General features: G+C 37.8%; 19 protein-coding genes. 1 reads left to right on the forward strand and 18 read right to left on the reverse strand.

All coding sequences use genetic code 11. The features are described from left to right. The first annotated feature begins 88 nt into the window (after positions 1-88). Complete coding sequence (locus AB3K24_RS06130) at positions 89-1,057, forward strand: LacI family DNA-binding transcriptional regulator (RefSeq protein WP_367974355.1); 969 nt, start codon at positions 89-91, stop codon at positions 1,055-1,057. Positions 1,058-1,169: 112 nt separating this feature from the next. Here AB3K24_RS06130 and AB3K24_RS06135 read toward each other — a convergent pair whose 3' ends face one another. The 18 genes from AB3K24_RS06135 to AB3K24_RS06220 form a co-directional block, all read right to left on the reverse strand. Beyond that, positions 1,170-1,376, reverse strand: a complete 207-nt coding sequence (locus AB3K24_RS06135) for a 2-hydroxymuconate tautomerase (protein ID WP_367975591.1) — start codon at positions 1,374-1,376, stop codon at positions 1,170-1,172. Positions 1,377-1,378: 2 nt separating this feature from the next. After that, entirely contained in the window at positions 1,379-2,362 is a 984-nt protein-coding gene (locus tag AB3K24_RS06140) for a YitT family protein (protein WP_367974357.1), read from the reverse strand. Positions 2,363-2,460: 98 nt separating this feature from the next. Beyond that, complete coding sequence (gene glnA, locus AB3K24_RS06145) at positions 2,461-3,807, reverse strand: type I glutamate--ammonia ligase (protein ID WP_367974359.1); 1,347 nt, start codon at positions 3,805-3,807, stop codon at positions 2,461-2,463. A 48-nt stretch (positions 3,808-3,855) separates the two neighbouring features. After that, entirely contained in the window at positions 3,856-4,191 is a 336-nt protein-coding gene (locus AB3K24_RS06150; RefSeq protein ID WP_367974361.1) for a MerR family transcriptional regulator, read from the reverse strand. Between the two features lie 94 nt (positions 4,192-4,285). Next, positions 4,286-6,967: a DNA polymerase I gene (gene polA, locus AB3K24_RS06155; RefSeq protein ID WP_367974362.1), complete on the reverse strand. Its 2,682-nt coding sequence runs from the start codon at positions 6,965-6,967 to the stop codon at positions 4,286-4,288. An 87-nt stretch (positions 6,968-7,054) separates the two neighbouring features. Further along, a complete protein-coding gene (locus AB3K24_RS06160; RefSeq protein WP_367974364.1) occupies positions 7,055-7,774 on the reverse strand; it encodes a Bax inhibitor-1/YccA family protein in 720 nt (239 codons plus the stop codon). 142 nt (positions 7,775-7,916) lie between these two features. Then, positions 7,917-9,251 carry a UDP-N-acetylmuramate--L-alanine ligase gene (gene murC, locus AB3K24_RS06165; RefSeq protein WP_367974366.1) on the reverse strand — a complete coding sequence of 445 codons (1,335 nt, stop codon included), beginning with the start codon at positions 9,249-9,251 and terminating at the stop codon, positions 7,917-7,919. Continuing rightward, positions 9,251-9,394 (reverse strand): UDP-N-acetylmuramate--alanine ligase, encoded by a 144-nt coding sequence (locus tag AB3K24_RS06170; RefSeq protein ID WP_367974368.1) that lies wholly within the window; start codon positions 9,392-9,394, stop codon positions 9,251-9,253. The genes murC and AB3K24_RS06170 overlap by 1 nt, the downstream gene beginning before the upstream one ends. A 1-nt stretch (position 9,395) precedes the next feature. Next, complete coding sequence (gene ytpR / locus AB3K24_RS06175) at positions 9,396-10,052, reverse strand: YtpR family tRNA-binding protein (RefSeq protein WP_367974370.1); 657 nt, start codon at positions 10,050-10,052, stop codon at positions 9,396-9,398. Positions 10,053-10,132: 80 nt separating this feature from the next. Beyond that, the gene (locus AB3K24_RS06180) at positions 10,133-10,807 is read right to left on the reverse strand and encodes a 5'-methylthioadenosine/adenosylhomocysteine nucleosidase (RefSeq protein WP_367974372.1); all 675 of its coding nucleotides are present in this window, start codon (positions 10,805-10,807) and stop codon (positions 10,133-10,135) included. Positions 10,808-10,936: 129 nt separating this feature from the next. Next, a complete protein-coding gene (locus AB3K24_RS06185) occupies positions 10,937-11,233 on the reverse strand; it encodes a hypothetical protein (protein WP_367974374.1) in 297 nt (98 codons plus the stop codon). 1 nt (position 11,234) lies between these two features. Continuing rightward, the gene (locus tag AB3K24_RS06190) at positions 11,235-11,786 is read right to left on the reverse strand and encodes an NUDIX hydrolase (protein WP_367974375.1); all 552 of its coding nucleotides are present in this window, start codon (positions 11,784-11,786) and stop codon (positions 11,235-11,237) included. Further along, positions 11,786-12,010, reverse strand: a complete 225-nt coding sequence (locus AB3K24_RS06195; protein ID WP_367974377.1) for a cold-shock protein — start codon at positions 12,008-12,010, stop codon at positions 11,786-11,788. The genes AB3K24_RS06190 and AB3K24_RS06195 overlap by 1 nt, the downstream gene beginning before the upstream one ends. 118 nt (positions 12,011-12,128) lie before the next feature. Continuing rightward, complete coding sequence (locus AB3K24_RS06200) at positions 12,129-13,040, reverse strand: glycosyltransferase family 2 protein (RefSeq protein WP_367975593.1); 912 nt, start codon at positions 13,038-13,040, stop codon at positions 12,129-12,131. A gap of 82 nt (positions 13,041-13,122) precedes the next feature. After that, positions 13,123-13,554 (reverse strand): glycerol-3-phosphate cytidylyltransferase, encoded by a 432-nt coding sequence (gene tagD / locus AB3K24_RS06205; RefSeq protein WP_367974378.1) that lies wholly within the window; start codon positions 13,552-13,554, stop codon positions 13,123-13,125. 19 nt (positions 13,555-13,573) lie between these two features. Further along, on the reverse strand, positions 13,574-14,533 hold the full coding sequence (locus tag AB3K24_RS06210; protein WP_367974380.1) for a glycosyltransferase family 2 protein: 960 nt from the start codon (positions 14,531-14,533) through the stop codon (positions 13,574-13,576). A gap of 39 nt (positions 14,534-14,572) precedes the next feature. Beyond that, positions 14,573-15,766, reverse strand: a complete 1,194-nt coding sequence (glf, locus tag AB3K24_RS06215) for a UDP-galactopyranose mutase (protein ID WP_367974381.1) — start codon at positions 15,764-15,766, stop codon at positions 14,573-14,575. Positions 15,767-15,991: 225 nt separating this feature from the next. Further along, a complete protein-coding gene (locus AB3K24_RS06220; RefSeq protein WP_367974383.1) occupies positions 15,992-16,768 on the reverse strand; it encodes a DUF4422 domain-containing protein in 777 nt (258 codons plus the stop codon). Positions 16,769-16,798 lie beyond the last annotated feature (30 nt).

Below are 16,798 nucleotides of genomic sequence, written 5' to 3' on the forward strand. Positions count from 1 at the left end.
GTAACCGCTTACATTAATATTTGCAAGTACTTTATTTATTAAGTTTATATCATGACTTGTGCGCTCTTTTTCTGCTATTATTAGAGGTATGAATAAAAAAGTTACAATAAACGATATCGCTTTGATTGCTAACGTCGCAAAAAGTACCGTGTCCCGCTATCTAAATGGTGGCTCTGTTAGTGCGCACACACGCAACAAACTTGATGGTATTGTCAAAAAATACAATTATACACCAAATACTTTTGCACAAAGCCTAAAACAACAGACAAACCACACGATTGGGGTCATCGTTCCGCGACTAGATTCGATTGCGCAATCTGACATGTTGCGCGGTTTGGACGAGTTAAATATCGATGATACTTTTTTAATTATCAACGTTTATCAAGATGCTGCGCGTGAACTTGCTGCCATTGAAAAGTTACAATCACAAAATGTCAGTGGTCTGATTATCTTGACTGCTAACTTAACAGAAGAAATCCGCACCGTTCTACAAGCATCTAAATTACCCACTGTCATTCAAGGTCAAGATGAACAAGGTTTTAATCGTGTTATTATGAACGATATTCAAGCAGGAAACATTGTAGGTGATTATCTCAAAAAGTTAGCACCCAAAAACGTTTTGCTTTTGACTGTTGATCCAACCCTAGACTACGCTGTTGGTCACGACCGTTTTGTCGGTATTAAATCTGCACTTAATGACATTCCCTACAAGGAAGTCATTACTGATTTTAAACTCGATATCGCTAAGGCATCTGCTTATCAAGCCATGGCTGCTGAAAATTTTGATCTCGTCATAGGTGCGTCTGACCGTATTGTCGTTGGTGCCATGCAATCTGCTTTTTCATTGCATCAAAACCCACGTTATATAGGCTTTGGCCAATCGTATTTCAGCGAAACAGTTACGCCAAATCTGACCAGTTTTGAGTTTAGCTTTTTTGAAGCTGGCAAAGCACTTTACCGCTTATTTCGAAAAGTTAGAGACAACGAGTCACTACCCATTCAGCGTGTTGTGATTGCAGGAGAATTGACCATTCGTGATTCAACATCCATGCGATAAGTTCCTAAAAAATTAAAATACATCAAAAAACGACAAGTGCTTAACATGTCGTTTACAAGTCATACTGAATATTAAGTTAAAGATAGGTTAGTTCACTTCGCTGCCTATCTTTTTATTGATCGCTTTTCAAAACGCCGCCAACTGAGTAGTGATCTTTCGGCATTTCTCGCAATATAATATGCACAGCTTCACGTGATGCACCAATGTCTGTTACGATGACATCAGTCATATCTTTTACCATTTTGGCAAGTTGTTCATGGGTACGACCTTCTAATAATTCTACTTGTACAATTGGCATTTTATCTTCTCTTTTCTTAATGACTACTTAATATCATCATCTTCTAATTTATCAAGTTGTGATTCTAATTGTTGCTCAGCTTCTAATTGTGCAGTCATTGTTTCAAGCTTGGGCACGGCCACTGCATGTCGCATTTGTAATTGCCGATCAGCATCAAAGAATTCACCTGAAACACTTACCGTGCTCAACAAATTAATAAAGGCTTTGGGATCTGCTCGATGAACAATTTCTTGCATTTCAACCAATTCATAACGGGATAAAACCATCATCAAAGTCATTGAATCGCGTTTCGTATAGGCACCTTTGGAGGGGAGAATGGTAATACCTCTTATCAAATCACGGTGTAGTGCCTCGACGACTTCATCACCATTAGATGTGACAATCAATGCTGTCAGCTTTTGATATCCGGTATAAAGCGCATCAACAGCCCGACCAGTTGCATAAATGCCAATTAGAGTAAATAGGGCATTTTGCCAACCAATAAACGCGCCCGCAACAATAACAACCACAAAATTAATGCCGTTCATCAACACGCCGATTGATTTTCCTGTACGTTTTTGAACGACCATGGCTATGATATCCATACCACCTGTAGAAAAACCATATCGTAGCGCTAAACCAATCGACACACCAAGCAACAAACCACCAAATAACGAAGCCAACAACGGTTCTGTCGTTAAAGCTTGTGTCGGTGACACAATTTGTGCAACCGACACAACGATTGAATTCATAAAGCTCAAAGCGGTAAAACGACCACCAATTAATTTCCAACCAATAATCCCTACTGGAATGTTGAAAATCATGATAAAGGTTCCAGTTTGCATATTAATATGAAATACCTGTGCAAAAAAGATTGATAACAACTGGGCGATACCATTAAATCCACCAGAAAAAACTTTATTTGGAATTAAAAAGGCATTTAAGGCCAGCACTTGAATCGCAGCACTTGCTATAAAAACAATTGCAATCAATAATGCTTTACGCCAGTTAATTGTGAATTTTTTCATGTTGACGATACACTCCTAAAAACTAATAAAATACTTCTCTTCATCATAACAAAAAAGCTACAAAATGTCGTGGCTTTTAGATGATACATCTTATTTTATTAATAGTTTTCAAAGTAAGCGTCAATTTCCCATTGTGATACAAATTGACGATATGATGTGTATTCAATCTTTTTTGCTTCAATAAATTTGTCTGCAATGTGACTACCAATTGCTGTAGTGATGACACTATCACTCGTTAATTCACGAATTGCTGCAAGTAACGTATCTGGTAAGTCTGTAATACCAGCCTTTGTCCGTTCTGTTTCATCCATAAGATAAATATTCTTATCAACAGAGGCTAATGGTTCCAATTCATTTTTAATACCATCTAATCCAGCTGCCAACACCGCTGCCAATGTCGTATAGGGGTTAGCAGTTGGATCAACTGACCGTAGTTCTAAACGTGTTGATTTGCCACGTGAAGCCGGAACACGAACCATTGGTGAACGATTAGAAGCTGACCAAGCAACGTACACCGGTGCTTCAAAGCCAGGTGTCAGACGCTTATACGAGTTAACCGTTGGATTCGCTAAAGCTGTAAATGCTGTCGCATGTGCTAGTAAACCACCTAGGAAGTTGTAAGCTGTTTTTGACAAGCCCATGTCATCAGATGTATCCTCAAAAGCGTTTTCAGAACCGCGAAACAATGACATATTTGTATGCATACCAGAGCCATTAATACCAGCTACTGGTTTGGGCATAAACGTAGCGTAATAGCCATTTTTACGTGCGATTGTTTTAACAACTAATTTAAACGTTTGAATGTTGTCAGCAGCTTCCAAAGCAGATGCATATTTAAAGTCCACTTCATGTTGCCCTTCAGCAACTTCATGATGCGCTGCTTCAATTTCAAAGCCCATTTTTTCCAAAGTCAAAACAATTTCACGACGGACATTTTCGCCCATATCATGCGGTGCAAGATCGAAATAGCCACCTTTATCATTGAGTTCAGTTGTTGGTTTACCATTTGCATCTAATTTAAACAAGAAAAATTCAGGTTCAGTTCCCACATTGAAAGCTGAAAAGCCAGCTGCTTTGGCTTGCGTTAGTACCTGACGTAATGCCTGACGTGGATCACCAGCAAATGGCTCACGATCTGACGTATAAATATCAGCGATTAAACGGGCAACTTTACCACCATGGCTATCTGTTGCCCAAGGGAAAATCATAAAGGTTGATAGATCAGGATATAAGTACATATCTGATTCGTTAATACGCACAAAACCTTCAATTGACGAACCATCAAACATTAAATTGTTGTTTAACAGCTTGTCCAACTGTGACGTTGGGACTTCAACATTTTTAATTGCGCCAAGAACGTCTGTAAATGTCACGCGAATAAATTCGACGTTTTCATCTATAACAATTTGGTTGATTTCTTCTTTTGTAAATGACTTTCGTGCCATGAGTTCCCTTTCTACTAATAAAAAATTGTGAGACAGTTACTTGCATAATTAACGATCAAATCGCCCAATTTGCGCAAACTCTTTTTGCAAAGAACGCCGTAGCGCTGACTCTGAATCTTGTTGTCCAACTGCTTTCCGACGTTGTTTTGCGAAAATTTCCTGGATATCCTTTATTGAATCCCCTGCGTCTAAAAAGTCCTTAATTTCAAGTAAGCGATCAACATCATTTAATGAAAATCGGCGTTGACCACCTTTGCCACGTGTTGGACTAATGAGTTCGTTCTGCTCATAATAACGAATCTGACGATCTGTTAATAACGTGAGTTCACGCACTGTACCAATGGGTAAAATCGCTAAATTTCTTCTCAGTTCACGTTCGCTCATTTGACAACCTCCGGTAACATACTTTTATTCTAATGGATATTTAGCAGTTGTGCGAATATGTGTCAGGTTTTATAACATGTCATGTTTATGCATTTTATTTGGCATCATACCAAGTATTGCCAGAGTGACTTTCAACGCGCATAGGAACATCCAAGACAACAGCTGAATCCATAACACTTGTGACCAGCTCCGTTAATTCTGGCACCTCATCTACTGGTGCTTCAAAGATGAGTTCATCATGTACTTGTAATAACATCCGTGCCTGCATATTATTATCTCGCAAAGCGTCAGCTACTTTAATCATCGCAATTTTAATAATGTCAGCCGCTGACCCTTGAATTGGTGAGTTCATCGCTGTGCGTTCTGCAAAACTACGCAAATTAAAATTCTTTGAACTAATCTCTGGTAAATAACGACGGCGTTTAGCAATTGTTTCAACAAATCCTTGTTCGTGAGCTGTCTCTTTTATTTGTGACATCCACGCATGAATTTGGGGAAATTCTTTAAAATAAGTATCTATAAAACGTTTCGCTTCGTCGCGTGAAATACCTAAGTTATTAGCTAATCCAAAATCAGAAATACCATAGACAATCCCAAAATTGACTGCTTTTGCTGTACGCCGCATGAGCGCATCAACTGGTGCATCACTTGCCAAACCAAAAACAGCTCGTGCCGTTTCTGCATGAATATCCTCACCATTCAAAAACGCTTTTTGCATATTTTTATCGCCTGTCATATGCGCCAGCACACGTAATTCAATTTGCGAATAATCTGCACCAAAAATTTGCCAATTTGGGTGACTTGGTACAAACGCTGTTCGAATTTGTCTGCCTTCAGCCGTACGCATAGGAATATTTTGTAAATTAGGATCGACTGATGACAGTCTGCCAGTTTGCGTGAGTGTTTGTAAAAATCGCGTATGAATTTTACTATCTTGTTCATGAACAACCGCCAGTAATCCTGCAACATAAGTAGAATTTAATTTAGCCAGTTGACGATATTGTAAAATGTGCGCAACAATTGGTGCCTGTGGTGCTAATTTTTCTAACACGTCCACAGCCGTTGAATAGCCAGTTTTTGTTCGCTTAATTACTGGCAGGCCCATTTTTTCAAAAAGGAGTACACCGAGTTGCTTTGGTGAATTAATATTGAATTTTTCACCAGCCTCAAGATAGACAGCATCTTCTATGGCATGGATCCGGCTTTCAAGGTCATCGCCTATATCATGCAATCTCTCCTGATCAATTTTAATGCCCTGATACTCCATATCTGCCAGCACATGCGCTAATGGTAACTCTATTTCTGTATATAAATGTGTCTGCTCATGTGCTTGTAAGGCGTCAAATGCTAATTGTTCAACTTGCATTAAGACATCTGCTTTATGCGCTAAATGTGCTAAAACACGCGCATCATCTGCTGGCACTTCGAATTTAGCCCCCTTGCCATAAATATCTTCATCGGGTGCTACATACAAATCAAAGCGTTGTGCAAGTGTTGACAATTCATTATCGTTATCGGTTGTATCGAGCAAATAAGATATCAATAAGAAATCAAATTTGGCCCCTTTTAGTGCAACGCCGAGTCTTTTCAGCAGTATCAATTGCGCCTTAACATTAAAAACATTTTTGACAATAGCGGCGTTCTCAATCACTGACTTTAATTCTGGTTTTTGCAATAAAGTCACATCTCGACTACCATAATAACCTGTGCCTGGGCTGCCAATCACAAAGCCAATCATATCATCCGTATGATAATTTGGTCCCGCCATTTCGATATGCAACGCTAACTTGTCACCTAGCATAGCAACAGCCTGTAAGTTATCATCTTGAAGTGTCACAACATTAACATTTTTTTCAATCAGTGTTTGACTACCAGAAATTTGACCAGATTTTTGCAACGCTTTAATTTTACTAAGTTGCTTTTTAAAATCTAACACTTCGTACAATGTCACCAAGTTATCGTAATCAATGCCACGATATTCAATTTCTTCAAGTGGTAGCGCTAAAATGCTGTCTGTCATAATCGTTGCTAATTCTCTTGCACGAAAAGCTGACTCACGATCGTTAATTAAATTTTCTTTTAATTTAGATTGTTTCATATCATCGACATGTGTATACAAATTGTCAATATCATGAAACTCAGCTAATAATTTTAAAGCTGTTTTTTCACCAACTTTGGTTACACCTGGATAATTATCCGATGTATCTCCAGTCAGTGCTTTCTTATCGATAATTTGTAACGGTGTCAAATTAAATTTTTCCATGATATATTCTGGCGTGTAACGCTCAATTTCTGTTACGCCTTTTTTTGTCACATTAACGGTAATTTTATCTGTGGCTAATTGTATTAAATCCTGGTCCCCGGTCACAATAGTCACCGAATAGCCAGCCTGCTCACCCAAACGTGAAAAAGTGCCGATAATATCGTCTGCTTCGAGACCTGCTTGCTCATAATTTCGCAAACCATGTAACGCAACCATTTCACGTAAATATGGGAATTGTTCTTTGAATTCAGACGGTGTTTTTGATCGGCCATCTTTGTACTCTGGAAATAATTCACCGCGAAAAGTCTCTTTACCAGATGCTGCATCCCATGCGACAACCGCTAAATCTGGTTGCATCGGATCCACAATCTGATCCAAAAAATTATTGAAGGCGACCAATGCATTAGTGTGCAGGCCCTTATGCGAGATCATGCGATCAAGTTGGTTGTACATGGCATAAAAAGCGCGAAAAGCGAGTGAATTGCCATCAATTAAAAGTAGTTTTTTTGTCATTTTACATTCCTTTATCTATCTTCTAGTGTAACAAAAAAACAGCCCTAAGGCTGTTGAATTTAATCTTTAAACTGACTGATATTTTTACTAATCTCTTGATCCACCGGTAACACCGAAAATTCGGATAAGCGCAAAGAACAAGTTAACAAAATCAAGATACAGACGTAATGCCCCATTAACTGCTAATCCTGTTGTATCGGTCTGCCCAGCGAACTGACTATACATAACCTTTAAATTTTGGTTATCATAAGCTGTATAAAGCGAAAATACAATCACACTAACACCTGAAATTAATAATGACACAATGCCATTGTAAAATATTATATTAACAACTGATGCAACGACCAAACCAATCAACAAGCCGAATAGGACTGAACCCATACCAGTGAGATCACGTTTTGTGAATACACCATATGCTGCCATACCACCAAAAACTGCGGCAGCAGATACAAATGCCATAGTAACCGAAGCCCCTGTATAAATTGCTAGTAACAAGCCTAACGTCAAGCCTTCAACAACAGCAAATGCCATGAGTAAACCAAATGCACGTGCTGGATTTTTGAATGTCGCACGGCCAATCATCGTCATAATTAAAATTTGAATACCAAAGAGCGCTAAAGTGCCAACGATATTTCCCGCAATCAAAGCAACGACTTGTGCCAAGAAAAACTTCTGTACAATAAATCCTGTAACCGCCGTTACCATAACAGCAATTGCCATGAAACTATACGTTTGCTTGAAAAACGCACGCATACCTTCATCCATCCCTGTCACGTCACGACGTGTATTAATATTAAAATTATCCATTTGAGTCTCCTCACATTAATTACTTCGAGTAAAACAACACTAATTATCATATCTAGCTATATTAATTATAACAGAGAAGAGATTAAATTTATATTAAACGTCTCACATTAATACTTGACATCACTGTTTCCTAATTTTACTATCATTGTAAATCAGTCCGTGATTGTCCCAACAGTTTTTCGTAGGCAAATTCATATTTTTCAATATCGCCTGCGCCCATAAATACCATGACAGCATTTTCATAAGGCATCAAGAGACTCATATTATCTTCCGCGATAATGCCACCAAATTTACTAATTTCAGCGCCAATCTCAGCAGAAGTAACAGCGCCTACTTTTTCACGAGCCGAGCCAAATATATTAGCTAGATAAACTTTATCGGCCGCTTCCAAGCTTTTAGCAAATTCATCTTTATAGGCGATAACACGTGAATATGTATGCGGTTGGAAAATTGCAATAATTTGTTTATTAGGATACTTTTGACGTGCTGCATCTAGTGTCGCATCAATTTCTGTTGGATGATGCGCATAATCATCAATTACTGTAATATCAGCAATTTGCTTTTCACTAAAACGTCGCTTAACCCCTTGATAGGTCATCAAATAATCACGAATTAGATCTAAATCAACTTTTTCCATATAAGCAACTGCAATCACTGCCAAGGCGTTTAAAATACTATGTTGTCCATACAATGGTACCGAAAATTCACCCAAGTTTTCACCACGAAATGTCACATTAAAATGTGACCCTTGTGTTGACTTATGAATATTTTCAGCCACAAAATCATCGTTCTCAGGACTTGTGCCATAGTAATAAACCGTCGCTTTAGGCCGAAGTGCACGTAAATGTGCATCGTCCCCCCAAGCAAAAATAGCTTTTCTAACATGATCAGAAAAATCAGAAAAAGCATTTGTTACATCATCAATGTCTTTGTAATAATCAGGATGATCAAAGTCAATATTGGTTAAAATAGCATAATCTGGCGCATAATCCTTAAAATGCCGGCGATATTCATCAGCCTCCACGACAAAAAATTGCGAGTTTGGCACGCCGCGACCTGTTCCATCCCCAATCAAATAAGATGTTGGCGCGATATTTTTTAAAACATGCGCTAGTAATCCAGTCGTTGACGTTTTACCATGTGCACCAGCAACTGCGATCGAAGTTGTTTGCATGATTTGTTCTTGTACAGCATCAGGATAAGTCATCATCTTAACACCTAATGCTAAGGCTCTGGCTACTTCAACTTGTTCATCAGAAAACGCATTGCCACGCACAAAAATGGCTTCACGATATTTGTCAACATTTTCTGATTGAAATGGCAAAATTTTAATTCCAGCAGCTTCTAATGGTGCTTGTGTATAAGTATAGGCATCAATATCAGAACCGATCACAACATTTCCTTGATCATGCAAAATCTGAGCCAAAGGTCCCATTCCAGTCCCTTTAACGCCAATAAAATAATATGTCTTAGTCATTATTTCCCCTTATTTGGTAAAAATGTAAAGTACTGCAGTTCACCTTTACGTAACTCAAATATCAATTTTTTATACTGCGCATTTTCATCATTTAACGTACGATAAGTGCGCGGTGCATTTTGTAGTTTCGCTTGTGTCGTCATGTTAATACGCAGTATCCACTAATTCATCTGTGTATAATGATTTTGCTTTGTCGAAATCAAACGGTTCCCCGATTTCACCAAAATTTTCTGGTAAAACGAGTGCCCCTGGTTTGTCAGGTGCCCCAATTAAATGTAGTTCCCGCCCTGAGACAATCATACCACTGGAATTAACGCCTCGTAAGGCCCCATCCCAAATCAATGCGCCCGATGGCATCATTGTTCCTGGTTGCGCGACAACAACTTTGATACCACTCTGCATATTTGGTGAACCAGAGACAATCTGTAGCATTTTGCCGTCACCAACTTCGGTTGACGTGACAGATAAATGGTCAGAATCCGGATGTTGCGATAGACTTTTAACACGGCCAATAACTAACTTTGATGCTGTAGCTATCAAGGTATCACTGAATCCTGCTCCCAAAATAACCTGATTCACTAATTCAATTTGATCATGGTTTAGAAAAATTTGCCCATTTTGTGCCCCAATATGTAATTGTTGACCAAGACCCGCAATATTAAATCCTGTCGTTTCATTTGTATCAGTATTTTGAATGCGTGTCACTTGACCGTTTGTCTTAATTTGTTGATTATCAGCATTCGGTGCCAAAATAATCATCAAGATATCTCCACAGGCTTTTAAATTATAAGTTGTTATCATTTTTTCATTCCTTAAATCAGTCATTTTTTAGGTTGTCATACTTAGTTTAAAAACACAAAAAGCCGCTATTGCGGCCTGAATTATGCTTTGCTATCCAGATATGACAAGAGCAGTTTAGCTGACACTTTTCCAGCCTCTACAACATAATCATCAAAAACAATACCTGAGTCGCCATCAGCTAAATCGGATACGCCTCGTAAAACAATGAAAGGTGTATTAAATTGATAAGCCACTTGTGCCACAGCTGCAGCTTCCATTTCAGCAAGAATTGCCTCTGGGAAATGTGTCAAAATACGTTGTTTCGCATCATCTTGAACAAATTGATCACCTGAAACAATTAGGCCTTCTTTGACCGTAGCCAATTGTTCAAACGCTTCAACCACTTGTTTATCTGCTTCATAATATAGTGGCCGATTTGGTACTTGCCCAAATTCATACCCGAAGACAGTCACATCAACATCAGAATACGCAACACGTGTACCGATAACTTCATCGCCTATTTTCAATTCTGAATCTAGCGCACCAGCAGATCCAGTATTAACGATTAAATCAGGTTGAAAATTGTCAATCATCACAGTGGTTGCAGACGCTGCGGCAACTTTACCAATACCTGATTCAGTTAGCACAACCTCATGACCATTATACTGTCCAGTAGTAATTTCTGTCCCACCATGACGTTTCGTTTTTGTATTTTTTAATGCAGCAATTAAAGCAATTTTTTCTTCCGCCATCGGCGTAATAATTCCAATTTTCATAATTCAAATCACCAACAGTTTTATTTAGTGCCCATACTTGTTGTTTAACACTATAAAGTCGTCAGTAAATCCCCTTTCGTTTGTTAACATTTATCTCTATTTGATTACTCTGTCTTTTGTGAACTCAAACTAATTGACCAAGAAGAAAAACGCATACGTAGCCACGATTAAAAGTAATAGCATAATAATGGTCACATTATAGCGATGTGTCAACCGTTTTGACTTACCTACTGCTGTGAGTTTACCATCAGACCCGAGTTCATAACGCCCTTTTCTTGTCAGGCGCATTTCTTCTCGTGTTTCTGGTGACACAACCGTTATTTTTGTAGGATGTGCTTTAGCATAATTTTTTTCAACTTGGTTACGTTCTTTTTCACGTTCTTTTTGCGCCTTTTTGGCTGCCCTTCGTGATAATTCTTCAGACATTTTAACCTCTCAAATATGACCAGTACAAGAATGCTAATATTGTTTTTTGATCGTTCAATTTGCCTGATTCAAATAACGCCTTCATCTCATCAAATGATACTATGATTAAGTCTAATGATTCACCCAAGTCTCGTGGCAATTGTTTTTCTTCATTAACCGCGTGGAGATCTTGGGCAACATAAACATGCATATAGGCATCTGAAAAACCAACAGTTTCAAAAAATCCTGTGACACGCTTAATCACACCAGCTGTCATACGTAGTTCTTCATTAAGTTCACGTTCAACCGCATGTTCAGGTTGATCAAAATCACGATCATCAAGTTTGCCAGCAGGTATTTCTAAAATAAAATCACCAATAGCCGCACGATACTGTTTTTCTAATATCATATGATCTGCATCAGTAAAAGGTAAAATTGCTATTGCTGGCACATGTCTTACAATATCACGCTTAGATTGACGACCATTATATAAATCAACTAACTGAGTCTCTATGTTGAAAATAGGCCCTTTGTAGATGATTTCTGAGCTAATGACATGTTCACGTTCTGCCATTAGACATCAGCCGCATTTTTCATCATTGGGCTCACTTGAGCAGCCTGATAATTTTTATATCCTTGAACGAGCACATAAGTCACTTTTTCATCTTGAATAAGCGACTTAAAGCCCACCATATCAATCCCATTAAAATGGACAAAGACATCTTCGCCACCGTCATCGGGCGTAATGTAGCCATAGCCACGTTCTTTTTGCCATATTTTTACTATTCCTGTTTTCATATTATTATTATATCAAAAAAACACCTATCATGTCACGTAATACAAAACTTAAACAGATTTGTATTACGTAATATAATAGGCGCTTATTAGCATCAAAATATTATTTTTTATACTTGTATCATCGCAACTTTTCGATATTTGGGTTAAACTTAAAGCCATTAATTGTCCCTTGAACAATAATTTTTAGTTTTTGTCCGCGATATTGCACTCTAGGAAAAAATAATGTTTTCAGAAAATCAAGCATACTATGCCCTAGTGTTTTCATAAACTTCAAACTAGAATGCCGACGTCTAGCTGTTAATAGGCGATTACGATACTCAAATAAATAACGTGGTAAGCGTGATATCATGCCTTCTCCAACGATATCACCAGGATCCGAATTAAATTGACTGGCATGTATCACAATCGACTGACGCACAAGGTACCCGGACATTGCACGGGAAGCACGCTCTGTGTACTCAATATCATCGCCCCAAATAAAGTATTCTTTTTGAGGTAGCCCAATTTTTTTAATGAGTTCACGCTTAAAAATAGTAGACACAAAAGTTGCATGCCTGATTGGTAACCATTTTTCATCACCTTGATATAGCGCTAGCTTACTGCCATTTAACAAACCTGGTATATTCATTTTGGACCAATTGCCATCAGTCCATTCAACTTTACTTGCGGCCCAACCGGCCAATTGATTATTGTCAAACATATCTAATAATTGAGCCAACGCATTCACTGTTGGCATAGAATCATCATCCATTAACCATACTAAATCATCATGGGTTTGTTCAAAAAAATGACGAATACCGCTATTAAAGCCACCAGCACCACCAATGTTTTCAGCTAAGTGAACAACCATTACCCGTTGGTCCGACAAACCATCTAAATATTCACGTGTGCCATCAGTACTTGCACCGTCAATAATGATCAAATGTTGCAATGTATCGGTATCTTGATTTAAGATTTTTTGAATCGATTCTTTCAGTAAATTCAGCCGATTATACGTTACAAGTACTGCTGACACGGACAATTTTTTCATCATAATTCCTTATTTTTTATTTGACATCACAACCTATTATCTGTCCGAATAAAAAAGGCTTCTCGCCCTTTTTAAAAACGAATTAATCTGTTTTAGATTCATGATCAGTCGTCAAGTCTTTTGTATTTAAATCTTTTTTAATTTGGGTCGTTGATATCTCAGGTGTGCGCGCTAAATAGACAACCTCCGCATTTGTTTCATCTTGCAAAAAATCAAATTGGCCAGCCCAATCATCGCCCATCACAAACGTATCTACCTTATACAACTTAACATCCGATGTCTTTTGATCCCATGCTGTCTCTGGAATAACTAAATCAACATAGCGAATAGCCTCTAGTAACTGTTTGCGTTTTTCATACGAAAAATAAGTTTTCTTTTGTTTTGAACGCCAATTAAATTCATCAGTTGACAGTGCAACAATTAAATAGTCGCCCATTTCTTTTGCACGTTTTAATAAATTGATATGTCCATAATGTAACATATCAAAGGTACCGTATGTGATTACTCGTTTCATAGTCGCTAATCCTTTAAAATTATTTTTCTTCTCGTGTAATATAAATTGGCCGATGTTTTGATTCTAAAAAGATAGCGGCCACATACCGACCAATAACACCTAAACTTAAAAGTTGTATCCCGCCAATAAACAAAATAATTGTAACTAATGATGGCCAACCGGCCGCACTGTTATGATATGCTAAGGCACGAATAACAATAAAAACAGCACTTAACAATGAAATGCCAAAAGAGACAAAACCAAGACCAGTGATGACAGTTAGTGGGAACGTTGAAAATGAGACAATGCCTTCAATAGCATACTTTGATAACGACCAAAATGACCATGATGTATTCCCAGCAACACGTGCACGATTTTCGAATGGGATGTACTTTGTTTTGAAACCAACCCAACTAAAGATTCCCTTACTAAAGCGCTGATTTTCACTCATTGATAAAATTGCATTGACCATCTGCCGTGTCATCACGCGATAATCTCGTGCACCATCTACAAGATGTGTTTCACTAATTTTATTCATGCTAACATAAAACTGTGATGAAAACCATGACCGTATTTTGGCTTCACCTGCCCGATCAGCCCTTCTCGTGCCCACAGCATCATATTCACCACTCTGAACATCATGTAACATTTCTGGTAATAACTCTGGTGGATCCTGTAAGTCAACATCCATCACAGCAACATACTGCCCTGTTGTTTGTTGCAAGCCAGCATAGAGTCCGGCCTCCTTACCAAAGTTACGTGAAAAACTAATATAATGGACATTTTTATCATTATTAGATAATTCACGTAATATGCTAAGTGTGTTATCCGTCGACCCATCATCGATAAAATGATAGTGGATTGTGGCTGTCAATTTGTCCTTTAAGGCCGACAGTGTATCGTAAAAAATCTGAATTGTCTCTTCTTCGTTGTGCACAGGCACCACAAGGGATAATATTTCTGATTTTTCAATTGGATAATTGCGAATGTGTTCTGTCATTTTTACATCCTAATTCTTATGTACGCCCCATTGGGCATATTACTTTGTAACATCATCATGTGCAAAATTAAAATCTGCTGCAATGTCAAATTCTTCTTTTACTGTCTGGAAGGCATCATTAAACACCTGATCCATATCAAAATAACGATACTTACCTAGTCGACCACCAAAAATAATTTCTGTGTGTTTTTGGCGTGCTTCTTTCGCATATTGCTTGTAGATTTGCGTATTTTTGTCATTATTAACTGGATAATAAGCTTCTTTTGATCGATCCCATTCTTGTGGATATTCCTTGGTCACAATGGTCTTACCCGCATCGGCCAAGCCATCAAGATGTCGCCATTCCATCACACGCGTATAGGGTGTTTTGGCATCTGTATAATTAATCACTGCATTACCCTGATAATTATCAGAATCAATCACTTCATGTTCAAATCGTAATGATCGATACTCCAACTCACCAAATTTATAATCAAAGAATTGATCAATCATTCCTGTATACAAAACACGCGGAAATTCTGACAATAATGTTTCTTTATGATCGAAGAAGTCTGTATCAGTTAAGACGTCTACTAAACCTTCCGATTGCGCTAACATACGCTCAAATATTTGCGTATAGCCACCAACTGGGATACCTTGATAACGATGATTGAAATAGTTATTATCATAAATAAAACGAACCGGTAATCGCTTTATAATGAAAGCTGGCAACTCAGTTGCTGGACGTCCCCATTGCTTTTCAGTATAGCCTTTGATGAGCTTTTCATAAATATCAGTACCAATTAAGGAAATCGCTTGTTCTTCTAAATTACGTGGCTGCCGATCACCTAAATCTTTCAACGCCAATTCACGTTGTTCAGCGATTTTAGCCTGTGCTTCATCCGGTGTTTTAGTGCCCCACATTTGATAAAATGTGTTCATATTAAATGGCAAGTTATATAACGTTCCCTGATAATTGGCGACAACTTGGTTTTGATAACCATTAAAATCGGCAAATTGGCGGATATAATCCCACACTTCTTTATTATCCGTGTGAAAAATGTGCGCACCAAAATCATGAACTGTAATACCATGTTCAACATGTGTATGCGTATTACCAGCGATATAGGGCCGCTTTTCAACAATTAACGACTTTTTACCACGTTTAGCTGCTTCGTAAGCAAAAATCATGCCAAAGGGACCTGCCCCAACAATTAAATAATCATAATTTTTTGTATTAAATTTATTTACCATAATATCTCCATTATACCTGACTAACCGCAATGATAGTTTTTTATTGGCAACATTCACTTGCAAACTGATAATTTTACTGCAATTTAAAAAGTGCTTTTAATACTAAAAGCACTTTTTAAATTATATCATATAATCAAATTGTTCCCACAATTCATGAAGCTTTGGTTATTTTAAAAAAATAGTCAATTCACTTTTCTCGAGAAATAATGCTGCAATACATTTTTGTTAAACGCGTCCAAAACCAATTTTACGCGCTAAAAATCTACCACCCTTGCGTAACCAGTTTTGTTTATCCATAAATGTTACCGGCACTTCAGTATAGCTGACATGATTTTTTGCCAGCCACACATCAAGTAGACGTTCACTTAAAAATCCATATACTCTTTTTTCATACGTATTCCATTGTTCCACGTCATCTTGTAGTTTGACTTCAACTGCAAATAAAATTTCAAATAGCCAATCAATATAAGCATCATATTCAGCACGCCGCATGATAAACATATTAAACATATGTGCCCATGTGCGTGCCATATTACGATCATAGACTGCTAGATACGTAGGTTGTTTATCCGAAATTACCTCACGTAAAACATCCAACGCTAGACCATGATGTGCATGACGGTAGTGAGACTGACTACTTTCGATCCAATACCGTCTTTTTTTCGGCACAAGAACAGTTGTTTTTTTCAGCAAATCTCGTATATCTGTTTCAGATAAGATGGCATTTAAATCTTTTTTCTTTGAAAACGAAAAAAACCTGCGATAATGGACAAGTCCAATAATATCGGCATCTGAATTATATCTTGCCCAATATAGTGCCGTCAACTCATTAAAATAAGGATTTTTAGCCGAAATATTGGTACCAGTATCATCAGGTATATACCCAGGAAGTTTCATCGGCGCTATTGCTGAACCAACTTGAATTGGTATATAAATATTTTCATTTCTAGGCATAGCTGCTTTTTTATGCGCTGCGACTAAAATTTGGATTTTTGCTACCATGATTTTACTAACCCGGCATAGTTAGCATTA

Source organism: Leuconostoc aquikimchii (assembly GCF_040838325.1).
In the GTDB taxonomy this organism is placed as follows: Bacteria; Bacillota; Bacilli; order Lactobacillales; family Lactobacillaceae; genus Leuconostoc; species Leuconostoc aquikimchii.